This is a genomic window from Larkinella rosea (assembly GCF_003858635.1).
GTDB lineage: Bacteria > Bacteroidota > Bacteroidia > Cytophagales > Spirosomataceae > Larkinella > Larkinella rosea.
On sequence record NZ_RQJO01000011.1, the window covers coordinates 279,728 to 296,971 of the forward strand.

Consider the following 17,244-nt stretch of genomic DNA (forward strand, 5'->3'; position numbering starts at 1 on the left):
ACATTTATAACTAAAACTCCGCATCAATAATACCGCCCGATCATCCGGTTTTCCACAATTGTCTTTTTCATTTCCCGCGGATCGATCGGCCCCTGTTTGCTGTAGACGATCTTGCCGCCCGGTTCTACCAGAATGGTGTAAGGGAGCGCACCCTGCCAGTTGGGGTCGATGGCTTCGATCAGCGCGTATTTGTCCTCCGAACTGAACAGGTAATTTTTGTTGGACGCTTCTTTCTTTTTCAGGAATTCGAGCGCTTTGGCTTTTTTGTCGGGCTTGTCGGCCGAAACCGTCACAAATTCAAAATCGCGCTCGCGGTACATCCGGTCGATGGTGATGAATTCGGGAAACTCCTGCACGCACGGCCCGCACCAGGTCGCCCAGACGTTGATCAGCCGCAGTTTATCGGAATCGTTCCGGATCAGACTTTTCAATCCGGCCACGTCCACATCTTCGATGGAAACCGGTCGGTTGGCCCATTCGGCCTGCTGTTTTTTGATGTAATCGCTCTTTTCGATCCACTTCACCGAACAACCGAACGTCTTGGTGGTCGGCATCGGCACTTTTTCGCCCGCCAAAACCGCATCCAGAGCCGCCCGCGCATCTTCGGCGTTGGCCGTACCCGGTTTTTCTTTAGCGTCAAACCGTCCGGCGTATTGCAGCTTGCGGTCTTTGTCGAAAATAAAAACGTGGGGCGTCGCCACGGGCCCGTATTTCAAAGCCGTCGTCTGGGTGTCGCCGTCGTAGAGGTACGGAAAATTATACCCCTTCGCTTTGGCGCGTAGTTTCATTTCGGCGAAGGTGTCGCTCATATCGGTGTAACCCAGTTCGGCCAGACTCACCGTGGCCGGGCTGTTGGGCGAAATGACGACGAAATTCACCTTCTTGGGTTTGTAGTCCTTCACCAGCTGAATCATGCGGTCTTCGTAGGCCTGAGCAGTGGGACAATGGTTGCAGCTGAACACAATGACCAGCGCGGGCGAACCGGCGAAATTCTTCAAACTATACTGCTTGCCATCGACGCCGGGCAGCGAAAAATCCGGCGCCGGCGCCCCGATTTCCAGGGTTTTGTGGTCGGCTTTGGGGATAAAAGACAGCGTGGCGACCAACATGAGCAGTCCGGCAATTTGCTGAATTTTGTTGGCTAAGGTCTTGGTTATCATAGAAGTAGATTGGTAAATGCAGGGATATTATACTTAAACCTGAAAATAATTAAATAATGCGGGATTGGGAAAATCCACCCCGTTTTCTTACGGTTTGGCCGCTAAAAATGCGGATTCAACCGACTCCCGTTTGAAATCGATCAAAGGTAGGCTACTTTTAGTGAGCGGTTTTCTACTTCATCAACCGACCTTTTCGGCAGCGAACCAGCACGCATACATGACCAACGCAGGTACAAATTCATCGGTAAACGGCAACGAATCCATCAATGACAAATGGCTGCGGATCATCGGCGTTCCGCTGGCGGTTTTGCCGTTCGTTTTCTTTTACCTGACGGAATACGGGTATAGCTGGGGGCTGTTTGCGCAGACTTTTCTATGGGGAGTGGTTTCGACAGGAATAACCTGGCAAATCCTGCGGTGGTGGGTAATGAAAGTGCGGACGTGGTACGCCGATCGGGAGCAGCTTCGGCAGCGCATTCTGACGACATTTCTGGGTTACACCCTGTTCACCATTCCTATACAGCCGATCGAAACCTGGGTGGTGAGTCACCTGGACTTGACCGGGATGATTGCCCCGGCGGAATTTCCGCGCGTCTACCTGATTCACACCAGTATGGCGTTGCTGTTTGCGTTTCTGGTCGGAGGGATTTACGAAAGTATGTACTACTTACAGAAAAACCGGGAAGCGATCCGGGAAGCGGAGGCACTCAAAAAAGCGACCTTGCAAAGCCAGTACGACAGCCTGAAAAACCAGGTGAATCCGCATTTTCTGTTCAATTCGCTGAATTCGCTGTCGTCACTGATTACCGAGGACAAGAAGCAGGCCGGGGCGTTTCTGGACGAACTGGCGAGTGTCTACCGGTATCTGCTGCAGGAGGGCGAGCGGGAACTGACATCCCTGCGGAGCGAAGTGACATTCATCCGGTCGTATTTTTTTCTGATTCAGACGCGGTTTAGTTCGGCAATTTCATTCGATATTCAGGTTGATGACCGGTTTCTGGACGATATGCTGCCCCCGCTGACGCTTCAAACGCTGGTCGAAAATGCCATCCGGTACAACGTCATCTTGCCCGAAAAACCGTTGCGGTTAGTGATCCAGACCGTTGAAGATGGTCGGTTGCTGGTCATGAACCCGATTCAATTAAAACCATTGCGCGTCACGGCCATCCCAATCGGTTTGGGAACGCTGACCGACCGCTTCCGTCGGCTCGGCTTGCCCGCGCTGGAAATCAACGACAACGGCGAAGAATTTCGGGTGACGGTTCCGCTGCTGCGGAAATAACGTACCCACGGACCGCCCGTGGGTACGTTTCAACCCCCGTTATCGCTCGCGTGTCGCGAGTGACAACGGAGTGCCGAAAACCGAATCCATTTTAAAAACAACAAACACAAATGAACACCTTGAAAATCAGTTTATTCGCGGCTCTCTTGAGCCCTGCTATTTCGTTTGCCCAATATGCGCCACTGGGTGCCATAACGACCTGGACCGAAGGGTACGTGGTGACCATTGAGAACGATACCATCCGTGGAAAAGTGCGGGTCGGTTCGCTGGTGAACGATGCGCCCGCCAGCGTGGTGGTTCGGACTGCGGACGACAAGAAAATGACCTTGAAAGGGGAGAAGCTCAGGCTGGTTTCCCAGGACATTCCCAGGTTCGCCTATGCCACCGGCGCCATTCCCCGCGAGCGTGAAACCGTCGTTTTTGAACGCGTTCCGAATCCCCGCAAAGACGGAAAAACCGCCCTGCTCGAACGGCTGAGTCATCCCGGAAAAATCACGCTGTATTTCGACGCCAACGGCTGGAAAAAGCATTCGGAATACACCTTCGGGCAGTTCACGATTGGCACCAATCCCCGCGACCTCAGCTTCGTGGTGGTGAAGGACCAAACAAGCGCCCGCATCGTGAAGAAAAGCACCATCGACGACGAACACGAAGCCCTTTTTGGCGATTGCCCGGCTTTTGTCCGCCAGTTTCCGGCCGCTACAAGGCGGGACTGGAACCGCTTTGGTGAGATCGTCGAAGCCTACAACCAGACCTGCGTTGTGGGCAGTGCAGTGAACTGAAAATTTTTCGAAAAAACGGAATGGGCTGTAGCGTTCGGTGAATGAGTTACGTCATGGGTATAAAAACAACTCTATACTTCCATGAAAATCATCGTATCCAGCCTCCTGAATTATCGAAAAATCACCGCCGTTCTGAGTTTTGTCGCCCTGCTGGCACTCGGAGCCTGTAACCAGGATTCGGGCAATGATCCGGCTCCGTCGGACAAAGGATTAACCAACATCGTGAATAGCTCGGAAGAATTCGACCGGGCCATGAACGCGCGGACCAAAGCGACCGGCCCACAATTTACGATCGAGAACGTGACCCGCGATGGCAACATCCTGACGGTCAAAGTGAAAGGCGGTTGCTCGGCTGAATCGTTCAAAGCGGTTTGGAACGGCGTCGAGATCATGATTTATCCCCCGACGATCCACATCGCCCTGACGCACGAAACTGCTGACGTGATTGGTTGCCCGACCGACCTGGAGCACACCATCAAAATCGACATTACGAAAGTGGTGGGCGAAGGTGACCATTCCAATACAACCTTTGTGGTCTACAACGGGTCGAAGGTGCAGGACACGACGCTGAACCCGGACGGGACTGTATCCAATTCCAATAGATAAGCTAACATTCATGCGTTGAACGGTGAACCGCACGCGGTTCACCGTTCTTTTTTATTGCCCTCGCTGGTGAATGGCCCCAGACTGTACTCCGTTTGAACGACAGCTCATTGAAGGATGCCGAAAAGGCAGCCCGCAATACCAGGAAATGTTTTACAAGCATTTCTACGGGTTTACAATGGCCATTGCGTTGCGCTACCACCCCGTCCGGCAGGATGCGGGCAGTGTGGTGAACGACAGCTTTATGAAGGTTTTTGCGCGAATCGACCGGTATTCATTCGAGGAAACGTTCAAAGGCTGGCTGCGCCGGATTGTGGTCAATACCGCCCTCGACCAGTACCGGAAACACATTAAACACACCCAGACTGTCGAATATGAACAGGCTGAAAGTCAGGATATTGAGGTTGATGAATCCGTCATCAGCCAGTTGACGGCGGAGGATATTCTGACGTTGCTGCAACACCTGCCTGATCAGTACCGGATGGTTTTTAACCTCTACGAAATCGAAGGCTATTCGCACGAAGAAATTGCCGGACAACTCAAATTGTCGGTCAGTTCATCGCGGGTGTACCTGGTTCGGGCGAAGGAAAAGCTGGCTCGTTTGGTGAAAAGTTATTTTCCGAATCACAATGAAAGATTCCATTCATAAACGGCTGACCGACCACATCCGAAAAACCGTGGGGCGGTATGAACTGCCTTACGAACCCGGCTCGTGGGAAGAATTTCAGCGATTGCAGCGCCGACGCCGGCAACAGCCGGTGATCTGGTTCCGGTATGCGCTGGCGGCCTGTCTGTTGCTGGGCATTCTGGGCGTACCGGTTTGGTTTTACACCAATAAGTCGGACGGAACACAACTGGCGGTTCGTTCACCAAAATCGGGTTTGTCGGGTCAAAGACCGCTTCATCCTTCCGTTGAAAACCGGCAACGGGTCGGCGCGGTTTTACCCGATCGGATTGCGGCTGGCGCTAATCGGACTGAAAAACCGCTGGTTCGGTCGGCAAAAGGAACTTCCACCGAAACGAAAGAAAAAAACGCTGCGAACCGTCAGGATGAATACGAGCAAAACCGATTCGAAAATCAGAATCGGGGAGGGGTAAATAACCGCCTGGAAATTGCTGATCGACTACCCAAAAACCGCTTTATTCAACCGGAAACGCCATTTAACGAGACTCGGCAAACCCGCATTTCTGCCGATCTACCCGCCGAATCAAGCACCCAAACCGCTTCTTTTGCGTTCATCAATCCACGTTCGATCCGGTTTTTGCAACACCCGCTTCGGCCGCTGAGTCTTCCGTTATCTATCTGGAAAAATGAGCCAGCGGTGGCAAAAATCGAACCGGCCAAAACCGGTCCGAAGCCCGTTTGGGGAGTTAGCCTGGCCCCGCAGTCGGTCTATGCCGCCGGAAGTTCGCCGTCGGTTGCGGTGGGTGGCGGATTGTTCTCGGAGATACCACTCAGTCGAAAATTCAGCCTTTCGACCGGTTTGTCGATGGCGCAGCAAAAACTCGGCACCAAAGAAGCGGGTTTGATGGTTTTTTCGACGGTTCCCCAACTGGTTTCGACCGGTATTCGGCTGACCTCCGTCGATCTGCCGCTCAATATCCGGTTTCGGCCGGGAAGGCTGGCGTCCAAAGGCTTTTACGCCGAAGCCGGTTTGTCGTCGCTGGCCTTTCTGAACGAACACTATGCCTATACCTACGAACAAACCCGGCAGGAGACGATCAGTGTAATGGGTACCAACGGGCAGGAAGTACACGTAACGCAACTGGTGACGACGCAGCAGACGACCACGCAGTCGGCACCGGCTTTTCAGAAAATTTACTGGGGCCGGATCATTAACCTGTCCATTGGCGTGGAACGTCGGCTGGGAACGCAGTTTCGTTTGTCGGCCGAACCGTACGTCAAATATCCGGTCGGGCCCTTCACCCGCGAGAACCTGATGCTGGGTTCCGGTGGCGTCAGCCTGCGGCTCGGGTTTCAGTCCGGTCGCTGATCAAAGCCGTTTTTTGTTCATTTGAGATGTTTAACTGGATTAATGCTAAATTGAGTTTAATTGTAACAATTTGACAGATAGGATGTTATGTCTTTATTTAAAAACATTCTTACTAATAATTTTATAATCAGTCTAAATAGTATTTACATTTACGGCTGGAAAACCTTTTTGTCAACCTGTTATGTTCAAAACTCATTTTGTTTCCAGATTTCTTCCTGTTGTCGTTTTAGCTGCCAGCCTCATCGCCTGTAACAAGGACGATGATGACAACACCATTACCCCGCCCGCCAATCTGCGCACGGCGATCGACTATTCCAAACTGACGGATACGACTACTTACGCCAGCTACTTTGCGGACATCAATAAAGTTAAAACCGTTGATATGACGCCTGCCAGCACCCAGTTGCTGATGTTCAGAGCGATCAACACCTACAACGGAACCGCCGTTGGAACGGGTGCGACGCTGGATTCGACGGTTTTGAAAAACATGTTTGCCAATACCGGCAATGCCTTTACCGACGCGACTTTGAACTCATCAGGCGTCAATTTGCGGTCAATCTTTGCTTCGTCGCTGCCGGCTACGGAAGCCGAAAGCGAGCGCAAAACCCTGGAATCAGCTTTCGCGGCCATGGCCCTTACCAGCAAAGCGGTTTCTCAAACGGCAGCGGAAGGCAAAGCGGGTAAACTCACGACCGGAACCAGCAACTACCTGGTTGACGCTAAGGGTATCGAATGGGCGCAGATCATCCAGAAATCGATGATTGGCGGTTTGCAGGTCGATTACATCAGCAACGTGCTGCTGAGCGATAAAAACCTGGCGCTGGACAACTCGAAAGTAGTTTCGGGTAAAAGCTACACGGCTCTCGAGCACAACTGGGATCAGATTTACGGTCTGTTGACGGCCAACCCGGTTTATGGCGCGAAAGCCACGGCTACTTCCTCCGGCGAAAGCTTTCTGGGTTCTTACCTTTGGGAATACAATAAGGAAGATTTTCCGAAAATCCACATGGCGTTGTTGAAAGGTCGTGCGGCCATCGTGAACAACGACCCAACTACGCTGAAAGCGCAGGTGGCCATTATCCGCCCGGCACTGGAAAAAGCGATTGCCGGTGCGGCATTGGGGTATCTGGGCAAATGGAAAACGAACGCAACGAACGATGCGGCCCGCGCCCACGCCATGGGGGAAGGCTTAGGGTTCATTTATTCCCTGCGCTACGGCAAAGTAAACGGTGGTGATGCCGCTTTCTCGAACGGTCTACTCGGCAACCTGGTCTATCTGGCACCGAACGGTTTCTGGGGCCTGACCAACGCCAAAATCGACGCGGCTGATGCGGCCATTCGCGCTAAATTCAAGATTGCCAACTAGTTTTTAGGTGAACGGAAAACCGTAAACCGATCACTGTAACTTCATTTACAAGTCATACCGAGCGACTAACCCACGTCGCTCGGTTGCTTTTTTTAAACTATGGTACACTTTAGCTGGAAAACCGTCGCGTTTTTTGTCGCATTTGTAGGGGTTATCTGGGCCTGTTCGACCAGTAAGGATACGCCCGACCCGACGCCCGATCCAGATCCCAATCCGTCCAATACGGGCACCGACCGCAAGCTGCTGTTGACGAACATCGCCGACAACATCATTCTGCCAGGCTATACCAACTTCAAGACCAAATTCGACCTGATGCTGGCGAAATCGGACGCCTTTGCGGCCAAACCCGACCAGGCTTCGCTGATGGCGTTTCGGCAGGCCTGGGTCGATGCGTACACCGAATGGCAGAAAGTGGAACTGTTCGACGTGGGTCCGGCAGAATCGAAAACGCTGCGGTATTTTTTCAACATTTACCCGGCAAATGTCACCGGGATTGAAGAAAACATCATTGCTGGCAACGCGTCGCTGGAACTGCCCGCTTCGTATCCGAAACAGGGTTTTCCGGCGCTGGATTACCTGATCAACGGCCTGGCGACTACCGACGACGCCATTCTCCAGAAGTACACCACGGCAACCGACGCGGCCAAACGACTGGCGTACGTGAAGCAGATCACGACCCAGATGAATACGATGCTTACTGCCGTGCTGACCGAGTGGACCACCACCTACCGCGACAAGTTCATCAACGCCACCGGCATCGACGTCAGTGGTTCATTATCAAAATTGGTGAATGGCTATGTGCTTAATTACGAGCGGTATATCCGTTCGGGTAAATTTGGAATTCCGTCGGGCGCGATGGCGAACGGCGTGCCGTCTGCCGAGAAAGTAGAGGCTTTCTACAAAAAAGATCTTTCGCTGATTCTCGCCAAAACCGCCCACCAGGCTTCCATCGATTTCTTCAACGGAAAAGACGTGAAAACCGGCAAAGAAGGCCCCGGTTTTAAAACGTACCTCACTGCCCTGGGTGCCAAAGACAGCCAGAGCGGCAAGTCGCTGGTGGAAGTCATCAACGCGCAGTTTGATGCGTCGAACGCGAAACTGGGCACGCTGAAACCCAACCTCTACGACGAAGTGAAGACCAACAACGCGGCCATGGTGGCGGTGTATACCGAAATGCAAAAAGCCGTTCGGATGCTGAAAGTGGACATGACGTCGGCAATGAGCATCACCATTACCTACGCGGATAATGACGGCGACTGATGGGTCAGTATTGGCGGACATACACCTCGGCAGCTCCGCTGGCAGTGTTCAGGCTTGCCTTTGGCGTGATGATTCTGGGCAGTATGGTTCGTTTCTGGGCGAAAGGCTGGATTGATGAATTATACATCAAACCCACTTTTTTCTTTCCGTACTACGGTTTTGAGTTCATAAAACCGCTCGGTGACTACACCTATCTGCTGTTTGCCGTTTGCGGTTTGAGTGCCTTGCTGGTCGCGCTGGGCTGGTTCTACCGGGTTGCGTCCGTTCTGCTCTTTCTGAGTTTTACGTACATCGAACTGATGGACAAAAGCACCTACCTGAACCACTATTATTTTGTGAGTCTGGTGGCGTTTCTGCTCATCCTGCTGCCCGCAAATAGCTATTTTTCGGTGGATGCCTACCGAAACCGGAGCGGTTTTTACGATTCCATTCCCCGCTGGACGATCGACAGCCTGCGCTTGCTGATGGGCATTGTGTACCTCTACGCCGGCCTGGCCAAACTGAATTCCGACTGGCTGCTCGAAGCGCTCCCGCTCCGGATCTGGCTGCCCGGTCGCAACGATTTGCCCGTGATCGGTTTTCTGTTCAATTACCGGGAAACCGCTTTTGCCTTTAGCTGGCTGGGCGCGCTCTACGACCTGAGCATTCCGTTTCTGCTGCTCAATCGGTTCACGCGCCCGTTTGCCTACGCTGCGGTGGTGATTTTTCACGTGCTGACGGCGGTTTTGTTCCCGATTGGCATGTTTCCGTACATCATGATCGTTGCAGCTTTGATCTTCTTCCCCGCCGGTTTTCACCAGAAAATTCTGTCGGGTTTGAGCCATTTGCTGAACCTGCCGGACCTGCTTTCTGGCAGCAAAATCCTGATTTACTCGAAGCAACAATCTCGTTTTCTGTCCTCATTTTTAATCATTTTCTTCATCATACAAATCCTGGTCCCGTTTCGCTACATGCTGTACCCTAGCGAGTTATTCTGGTCGGAAGAGGGCTACCGGTTTTCGTGGCGGGTGATGTTGATGGAAAAAATGGGGAACGTGCAGTTCAAGGTGGTGGACGAAATGGGTCAGCAGATCATGGTGAACAATGAAGATCATCTGACCAAATTACAGGAAAAAATGATGGCAACGCAACCGGATATGCTGGTGCAGTTTGCGCATTATTTGCGGGATTATTACGCGCAACGCGGTTTCCGAAATCCGACCGTTTATGCCGATACCTACGTCAGCCTGAATGGTCGTCTGGGCAAACCATACATCGACCCGACGGTGAATCTGGCGCAGGAAACCGACTCGTTTATGCCTAAAAAGTGGATTTTACCCTTTAGAGATGAAATTAAAGGTCTATAGTTTTTTTATTTTTTTCGTATTGATCGGATTCGCCAGCCTGGCCCAAAATACACTGGTGGGCGAAGTTCGTGAAAAAAACAGCGATGCGCCGATTGAAGGATGTAGTGTCTACCTGAAAGGTTCCCGGAACATTTTCACCACCGACAGCGCGGGGCGGTTTTCCATCCCGAATCTGAAATCCGGTACGCATCAGCTCCAGTTTTTCTCGTTAAATCACCGATCGTTCAAAACCGAAGTAACCGTCGACGCCGGAACAACCACGCTGGCTTTTACGCTGGAAAGCATCGAGAAAACACTCAACGAAGTAACCGTGACGGCCCAGCAGGGTAGTTTCGGCATGACCCGCCTGCGCGAAGTGGAAGGCACGGCCATTTTTGCGGCCAAAAAATCGGAGGTGATTTTGCCCGAAAATCTGGTGGCGAATCTGGCGACCAACAACGCCCGGCAGGTGTACTCCCGCGTGGCCGGGCTGAACATCTGGGAAAACGACGGGGGCGGTTTGCAGCTCAGCATCGGCGGGCGCGGCCTTGATCCGAACCGGACGTCGAATTTCAACGTCCGGCAAAACGGCTACGACATCAGCGCCGACGCCCTGGGCTATCCCGAAAGCTATTACACCCCGCCGACCGAAGCCCTGAAACGCATCAAAATTGTGCGCGGAGCGGCTTCGCTGCAATACGGAACGCAGTTTGGCGGGTTGCTCAATTTCGAGATGCGCCAGCCCGTTACGGATCGTACGTTTGAAGTAACGTCGCGGCAAACCGTGGGTTCGTTCGGTTTTTTCAATTCGTTCAACAGCGTGAGTGGCACGGCTAAAAAGCTGAGTTATTACGCCTTTTTCCAGTATAAAAAAGCCGACGGCTGGCGGCCTAATTCGCATTTCGACAGCAAAACCGCCTATGCCGATATTCATTACCAACTGACTGACGACGCCAAAATCGGCTTGGAAGTGACGCACATGGATTACCTGGCCCAGCAGCCGGGCGGTTTGAGCGATGAGCTGTTTGCGGCCAATCCGCGGCAGTCGAACCGCGAGCGGAACTGGTTCAAGGTGGACTGGAATCTGTTCAATGCGCATTACGACTGGAAGGTGAACCACCGCTCGGACTTCAACCTGATTGCGTTCGGCGTAGTGGCTTCGCGGTATTCGCTGGGTTTCCGACCCAACCGGGTGGCAACGGTCGACAACGAAACCTTCGAGCGGGATCTGATTGCCGGTGATTTCCGGAACTACGGTTTTGAAGCGCGGTTTCTGAACCGTTATAAACTGGGAAAAAAAGACGGGGTTTTTCTGGTCGGAACGCGGTATTACCACGGGTTTAACCACAGTCGGCAGGGCGTGGGTCCAACCGGCAAAGGCCCGGATTTCACGTTCGTCGAACCCGACCAGCTGACGTCATCGGATTACCGGTTTCCGAACCGAAATGTATCATTGTTTGCCGAAAACGTCTTTTTTCTGAGTTCAAAATGGTCGGTGACGCCCGGTTTACGCTACGAACACATCCGCACCACCGCCGACGGTTATTACGGAAACATCGTCCGCGATCTGGCCGGAAACATCATCACCATTACCCAGACGCCGGAGAAACGGGTGAACCCGCGCGGTTTTCTGATTGCCGGAATTGGCGTGAGTTACAAACCCTCGGCGCAGTTTGAAGCCTACGGAAATATCTCCCAGAACTACCGCTCGATTACGTTCAGCGACATGCGGATTGCGAATCCGTCGGCGGTAATCGATCCGAATTTGCAGGACGAACGCGGTTTTTCGGCAGATGCGGGCGTTCGGGGTGAGAAAAACGGCGTGCTGAACTACGACCTGAACCTGTTTGCGCTCAACTACGGAAACCGCATTGGCGAAGTGCAGTTTTACGACGAAAACGACCGCGTTCTGCGCAAGCGCACCAACATTGGGCGGGCGTTGATTGTCGGGCTGGAATCCTACGGTGAAGTGGAATTGTTGCGGTTGCTGCCCGGCAAACCGGACCGCTGGGGCTGGTCGGTTTTCGGAAATCTCGCGCTGATTCGTTCGAGCTACGTGAAAAGCCAGATTCCGGGCGTGCAGGGTAACGAAGTCGAATTTGTTCCGGCAGTTAATTTGAAGTCGGGAATGCGCTGGGGCTATCGCAACCTGAAAGCGTCGTTCCAGTTTACGTATTTATCCGACCAGTATTCCGACGCCACGAACGCCGTTGATGGCGGTTTTTCGGCGGTTGTCGGACGGATTCCCTCGTACCACATCATGGATTTTTCGCTGTCGTGGACCTACCGCTGGCTGAAACTGGAAGGCAGCATCAACAACCTGACGAACGAGTTTTACTACACGCGCCGGGCCACGGGTTATCCCGGCCCCGGCATCCTGCCCTCCGATGGTCGGGCGTTCTTCCTGACGGTGGGCGTGAAGTGGTAACGCGTTTCCTGGTTAAAATTGTTTATAGTTTACGGTTTATAGCTTTGAGTTAATTTGTTGATATAAAGGGCTATAAACCGTAAACTCCCAACTGCTTATTACAACACCTTGCTCAGCAACTGAGGTCGTTCGTTTACCACTTTCAGAATCAATTCGCCAAACAGCGTATTCGCCCAGGCGAACCACTTGCGGGTAAATTTTTTCGGATCATCTTTATCGAATGATTCGTGCATGAAACCGGTCCCGGCATGTGTTTTTTTCAACTGCCGGAGCTGCGTCAGAATCTCCTGTTCGTTGGTCGAGGTGAGCGCGCGCATGGTCAGGCTCATCGTCCAGATGTTGTCCACCAGCGTATGCGGGCTACCGATGCCTTCGGCGGCTTTTCCCTTGAAATAATACGGATTGTCGGCGCTGAGCGAAAACCGGCGGGTGTTCTGGTAAACCGGATCCGTGGCCGAAACTGCGCCCAGATACGGCAAGGAAAGCAGGTTGGGCACGTTGGCGTCGTCCTGCAACAGGTGGTTGCCAAAACCGTCGACTTCCAGCGCGTACAGTTTGCCGTATTTCGGATGCGTATAAATGGCGTACTGCTTCAGGGCGGTTTCTACTTCGTCGGCCAGGGCGCGGCATTCTTTCGCAAAAACCGCATCGGGCCGGATTTTGTCGGTCATCGTGGCGAGTTGCCGGAGTGAGGCAACCGCAAACCAGTTGGAAGGCACCAGAAATGGAAAAACCGTGGCGTCGTCCGAGGGGCGGAAAATGCTGTGAATCAATCCAACCGGTTTGGTTGGATTGCCGTAGCCGTTACCCGGAACGGTGTCGGTCGACCAGGAGGTTTCGCGGCCAAACTTGTACGGCCCGCGACCGGTTTTGCGCTGTTGCTCGCGGCAGGTTTTTACGATCAGCCGCATGGCATCCGCCCAATCGGCATCGAACGGGCTGGTGTCTTTGGTGGTTTGCCAGTAGTGATACGCCAGCCGAATGGGGTAACACAGCGAGTCGAGTTCCCATTTCCGTTCGTGTAAACCCGGTTTCATCGCCGTGATGTCCTTCTTCCATTCGCCCTCTTTTTTGGGATCGGAATAAAACGCGTTTGCGTACGGATCGAGCCGGATGCACCGCGTCTGGCGACGAATCACACCTGCGACCAGCTTCCGCAGTGGCTCATCTTCTTTCGTGAACGGCACGTATGGCCAGACCTGGGCGGTGCTGTCGCGGAGCCACATGGCGTCGATGTCACCCGTGATGACAAAGGTGTCGGATTTGCCGCCTGCTTCGCTAAACTGAACGGTGGTGTCGAGCGTATTCGGAAAACAGTTTTCAAAAAGCCAGGCCAGTTCGGGATCGCGCACGGTTTTTTTTACCCGTTCGATGGCTTTTTCGACGGCAGCGCTTTTGAAATTCCGTTTCCCCGCAACCTCGCGCACCACCGGAAAATCAGCCGCTTGAGTGGCAAAAACCGTTTGTGTACCTACTGCTAATCCGGCGCTGACGGCCGCTGTTTGTTGTATAAAATGACGACGATTCATACGTAATTGAGGTTTGATGGGAACACGGATTGGACGGATTCACACGGATAAAATCAGTTGTAATTCGTTGCATCCTCCAATCCGCGTTCCTATCCCAAAAGTAGGAATAAATACACCGTTTCGGAAGTTGGCGTCACTGTCCAGATGCGTACAAAAAATGTCCGTTTTTGGACAGATGTTCTCCCGGATTGTTGAGAAACCGCCTTCAATAGCTCAGAATGGCAGGTTTTTTCATTTGGCAACAGATTTGATATACGGAAATAGAAGAAATGATTCAGCCCCAATAACCAAACGGATCTTCATTCATGCGACGCAGTGATTTAGGTGAATTTGAAGAAGTTGTTCTACTGACGGTGGCCGTGATGGTGCCGAAGGCCTATTCGGTCATCATTGCGGAGGAGCTCGAGCGGGAAACCGGTCAGCCCGTGAGTACGGGAGCGGTTCACGCGGCCCTGCAACGGCTGGAGCAAAAAGGCTACGTCACCTCCGTACTGGGCGAAGCCACCGCCGAGCGGGGGGGGCGCCGAAAGCGGCTGTTCACCGTCACCGCCCTGGGTGGCCGGGTCCTGACCGACGTTCGTTCCGTCCGAAACCGACTCTGGGAACGGATCGTCCCGCCGACAATGCTGGAGTGGAGCTAGGTTTCCAATGAACAATTGACAATGAACAATGAAAATAGGCAATCGGCTACTAATCAGTTGGTAGAGGACTTCGGAGACTTGAATTTGTATGTCCGTGTGCATTATCCATTATGAAAAAACCGCCCCACATCCCCGACCGCATCCTCGCTTGGCTGGTGGCTCCGCACCTGCGCGAGGAGGTGCTGGGCGATTTGCATGAACGCTATCACCTGCAGGTGCAGCGGCTGGGCGAAGCCAAGGCCCGGCAGCGATACTGGCGCGACGCAAGAACGTACGTGCGCCCGTCGGTGATGAAACGAAAACCAGCGGACTATTCAACTACTTTTTTCCTGAACCCTGAGATGCTACACAATTATGTAAAAATCGCTTTTCGGAACCTGGTCAAGAATACCGGTTTTTCCGTCATCAATATCGTTGGGCTGGCCCTGGGCATGATCTGCTGCCTGTTCATTTTTCTGTGGGTGCAGGACGAAAAAAGCGTCGATAATTTTCACGCCAAGGGCGACAACCTCTACACCGTTTACCAAACCATTTCGGCCAACGGAAAGGTGGACGGAAACTACAGTACTCCGCTGCGGGTGACACCCAGCCAGCGGACCGGTTTTATGCTGGAAGACGTAAAAAACGCCGTGCCGGAAGTGAAACACCAGGCGTTTTATGCCACCGGCTACGAACTCCCCTGGGGGCATCCCGAGACGTTTCAGCGGGGCGATACGAAATTCAAGCTGGAAGGCTCGCGGGCGAGCAGCGATTTCTTCAAAATCTTCAGCTATCCGCTGCTGGCGGGAAACGCCGAAACGGCCCTGAGTGACATCAACGGAGTGGCGATTTCCCGGAAAATGGCGGAGCGGTTTTTCGGGACACCCCAAAAAGCGATGGGAAAAAGTCTGCGGTACGAAAACCGGCTGGATTTTCGGGTGTCGGCGGTTTTTGAAAATCTGCCGGTGGAAAGCTCCCTGAAATTTGATTTTCTGCTCAACTGGGAAGCGCAAAAGACCAAGCTGGAATGGTCGTCCAACGAATTTCGCCTGTTTGTTGAACTGGCCGAAAACGCGAACGTACCGACGGTAGAGAACAAAATCAACCGGTTTCTTCAACCGCGACTGGCTAAAAATAAGGGTGTTACCACGCAAATCGGGCTGCAACGGTTCCGGGATCAATACCTGCACAGCACGTTTGTGAACGGAAAACCGGAAGGTGGCCGCATCGAATACGTGCGGATTTTCAGCGGGGTGGCTCTTTTTATCCTGATCATTGCCTGCATCAATTTCATGAATCTGGCCACGGCCCGCTCCGTCAAACGCGCGAAGGAAGTGGGCGTTCGGAAGGTGCTGGGTTCGACGCGGAGCCATCTCATCGGCCAGTTTTTCGGGGAAGCGGTTTTGCTCGCTTTTCTGGCCATGCTGCTGACCCTGATTCTGGTCGTGCTGCTGGTGCCGACGTTCAATCAATTTACGGGTAAACAGATTCCGCTGCCCTTTGCGCAAGGGTCGTTCTGGCTGTCGCTGCTGGGCCTGACGGTTTTGACGGGCCTGCTGGCGGGCAGCTATCCGGCGCTCTTTCTGTCGTCGCTGCAACCGGTCCGGATTCTGAAAGGTGTCCTCCGTTTCACGCGCGGTTCTGTCTGGTTTCGACAGGGGCTGACGGTTTTTCAGTTCGGGCTGGCCATGATTCTGCTGGTGGCAACGCTCGTCGTTTCCCGGCAAACCAACTACGTTCAGCAGGCTCATCTGGGCTATGACCGCGAAAACCTCCTGTACATTCGTGTTGAAGGCAGTCTGGCGAATCAGCGCGGCTATTCACTTTTCAAAGAACTGGCGTCCAAAATGCCGGGGATCGCGATGGTTGACCGAAGCAGCGAAGCCCCGCACACGATGGGATTTGTGGTAGATGACAACGATGGCGCTGCGGAAACTGCAACCGGTTCGGATGCCATCAATTGGGAAGGCAAGGAAAAGAATGCGTCCGTTGGCTTTAAGCCCACCTCGGTCGGGTTTGATTTTGTCAGACTCATGAACCTGAAGCTGGCCGAAGGGCGTGATTTCTCCAGAACCAACGCCACTGATTCATCGGATGCTTTTATGGTCAACGAAGAAGCCGTGCGGCAGATGGGCCTGAAAAATCCGATCGGCAAATGGGTATCGGCCTGGCAAAAGAAGGGGCATATCATTGGTATTCTGAAAGATTACCACACGCATTCGCTGCATGAGCCCATCAAACCGCTGATTGTGGACGTGAAAGAATACGAATATTTCGGTGTGGTGCTGGTTCGGACCGAAGCCGGAAAAACCAAAGAAGCGCTGGCGAGTCTGCGCAAGGTTTACGGTGAAATTAACCCCAATTATCCGTTTGATTATCAATTTATTGATCAGGAATACGAACGACTCTACCGCAGTGAGCAGGTCATGGCGAAGCTCTCCAATGTGTTTGCGGTTGTGGCCATTCTGATTTCCTGTCTCGGGTTGCTGGGCCTGGTCATGTTTTCGACCGAACAGCGGACCAAGGAAATCGGCATCCGGAAAGTGTTGGGGGCTTCGGTCGGCCAGATTGTGACGCTGTTTTCCCGCGATTTTCTCCGGCTGATTCTGATCGCCATTCTGATTGCGTCGCCCATTGCCTGGTACGCGATGAACCAGTGGTTGCAGGGGTTTGCCTATAAAGTGACCGTTGCCTGGTGGATTTTCGCGCTTTCCGGTGCGGGCGCTTTGGCGATTACTCTGCTGACAATCAGCTTCCAAAGCATCAAAGCCGCGCTGGTAAATCCGGTGAAGTCGCTACGCTCCGAATGAACAATGAACAAGTAACAATGAAAAAGCTTAGCGGTTTCTGGCGTTTGAATTCGACAATTGGATTACCTGTTCATGGTTAATTATT

At 52.9% G+C, this 17,244-nt stretch carries 13 protein-coding genes; 11 read left to right on the plus strand and 2 right to left on the minus strand.

Annotated elements, in window-relative coordinates; all coding sequences use genetic code 11:
• Positions 1-23 precede the first annotated feature (23 nt).
• Complete coding sequence (locus EHT25_RS25245; RefSeq protein ID WP_124877968.1) at positions 24-1,160, minus strand: redoxin family protein; 1,137 nt, start codon at positions 1,158-1,160, stop codon at positions 24-26.
• Positions 1,161-1,377: 217 nt separating this feature from the next.
• Between EHT25_RS25245 and EHT25_RS25250 the strand changes: the two genes are divergently transcribed.
• From EHT25_RS25250 to EHT25_RS25290, 9 genes are all read left to right on the plus strand, one after another.
• The gene (locus EHT25_RS25250) at positions 1,378-2,442 is read left to right on the plus strand and encodes a sensor histidine kinase (RefSeq protein ID WP_124877969.1); all 1,065 of its coding nucleotides are present in this window, start codon (positions 1,378-1,380) and stop codon (positions 2,440-2,442) included.
• Positions 2,443-2,552: 110 nt separating this feature from the next.
• Positions 2,553-3,224 carry a hypothetical protein gene (locus tag EHT25_RS25255; RefSeq protein ID WP_124877970.1) on the plus strand — a complete coding sequence of 224 codons (672 nt, stop codon included), beginning with the start codon at positions 2,553-2,555 and terminating at the stop codon, positions 3,222-3,224.
• 81 nt (positions 3,225-3,305) lie between these two features.
• Positions 3,306-3,830 carry a hypothetical protein gene (locus EHT25_RS25260; protein ID WP_124877971.1) on the plus strand — a complete coding sequence of 175 codons (525 nt, stop codon included), beginning with the start codon at positions 3,306-3,308 and terminating at the stop codon, positions 3,828-3,830.
• Positions 3,831-3,900: 70 nt separating this feature from the next.
• Positions 3,901-4,476, plus strand: a complete 576-nt coding sequence (locus EHT25_RS25265) for an RNA polymerase sigma factor (protein ID WP_124877972.1) — start codon at positions 3,901-3,903, stop codon at positions 4,474-4,476.
• Positions 4,457-5,821 (plus strand): outer membrane beta-barrel protein, encoded by a 1,365-nt coding sequence (locus EHT25_RS25270; protein ID WP_124877973.1) that lies wholly within the window; start codon positions 4,457-4,459, stop codon positions 5,819-5,821. The genes EHT25_RS25265 and EHT25_RS25270 overlap by 20 nt, the downstream gene beginning before the upstream one ends.
• A 181-nt stretch (positions 5,822-6,002) precedes the next feature.
• Positions 6,003-7,187 carry a DUF4856 domain-containing protein gene (locus tag EHT25_RS25275; protein ID WP_124877974.1) on the plus strand — a complete coding sequence of 395 codons (1,185 nt, stop codon included), beginning with the start codon at positions 6,003-6,005 and terminating at the stop codon, positions 7,185-7,187.
• A gap of 99 nt (positions 7,188-7,286) precedes the next feature.
• Complete coding sequence (locus tag EHT25_RS25280) at positions 7,287-8,447, plus strand: imelysin family protein (protein ID WP_124877975.1); 1,161 nt, start codon at positions 7,287-7,289, stop codon at positions 8,445-8,447.
• Complete coding sequence (locus EHT25_RS25285; RefSeq protein WP_124877976.1) at positions 8,447-9,793, plus strand: HTTM domain-containing protein; 1,347 nt, start codon at positions 8,447-8,449, stop codon at positions 9,791-9,793. The genes EHT25_RS25280 and EHT25_RS25285 overlap by 1 nt, the downstream gene beginning before the upstream one ends.
• Positions 9,774-12,200 (plus strand): TonB-dependent receptor, encoded by a 2,427-nt coding sequence (locus EHT25_RS25290; RefSeq protein WP_124877977.1) that lies wholly within the window; start codon positions 9,774-9,776, stop codon positions 12,198-12,200. The genes EHT25_RS25285 and EHT25_RS25290 overlap by 20 nt, the downstream gene beginning before the upstream one ends.
• Before the next feature lie 98 nt (positions 12,201-12,298).
• Here EHT25_RS25290 and EHT25_RS25295 read toward each other — a convergent pair whose 3' ends face one another.
• Positions 12,299-13,729, minus strand: coding sequence for a glycoside hydrolase family 125 protein (locus EHT25_RS25295; protein ID WP_124877978.1), 1,431 nt, complete (start codon positions 13,727-13,729; stop codon positions 12,299-12,301).
• A gap of 305 nt (positions 13,730-14,034) precedes the next feature.
• Here EHT25_RS25295 and EHT25_RS25300 point away from each other — a divergent pair, with 305 nt between their 5' ends.
• Together EHT25_RS25300 and EHT25_RS25305 are read left to right on the plus strand one after the other, a co-directional pair.
• A complete protein-coding gene (locus EHT25_RS25300) occupies positions 14,035-14,370 on the plus strand; it encodes a PadR family transcriptional regulator (RefSeq protein WP_124877979.1) in 336 nt (111 codons plus the stop codon).
• Positions 14,371-14,480: 110 nt separating this feature from the next.
• Positions 14,481-17,159, plus strand: coding sequence for an ABC transporter permease (locus EHT25_RS25305; RefSeq protein WP_221622326.1), 2,679 nt, complete (start codon positions 14,481-14,483; stop codon positions 17,157-17,159).
• The last annotated feature ends 85 nt before the right edge of the window (positions 17,160-17,244 follow it).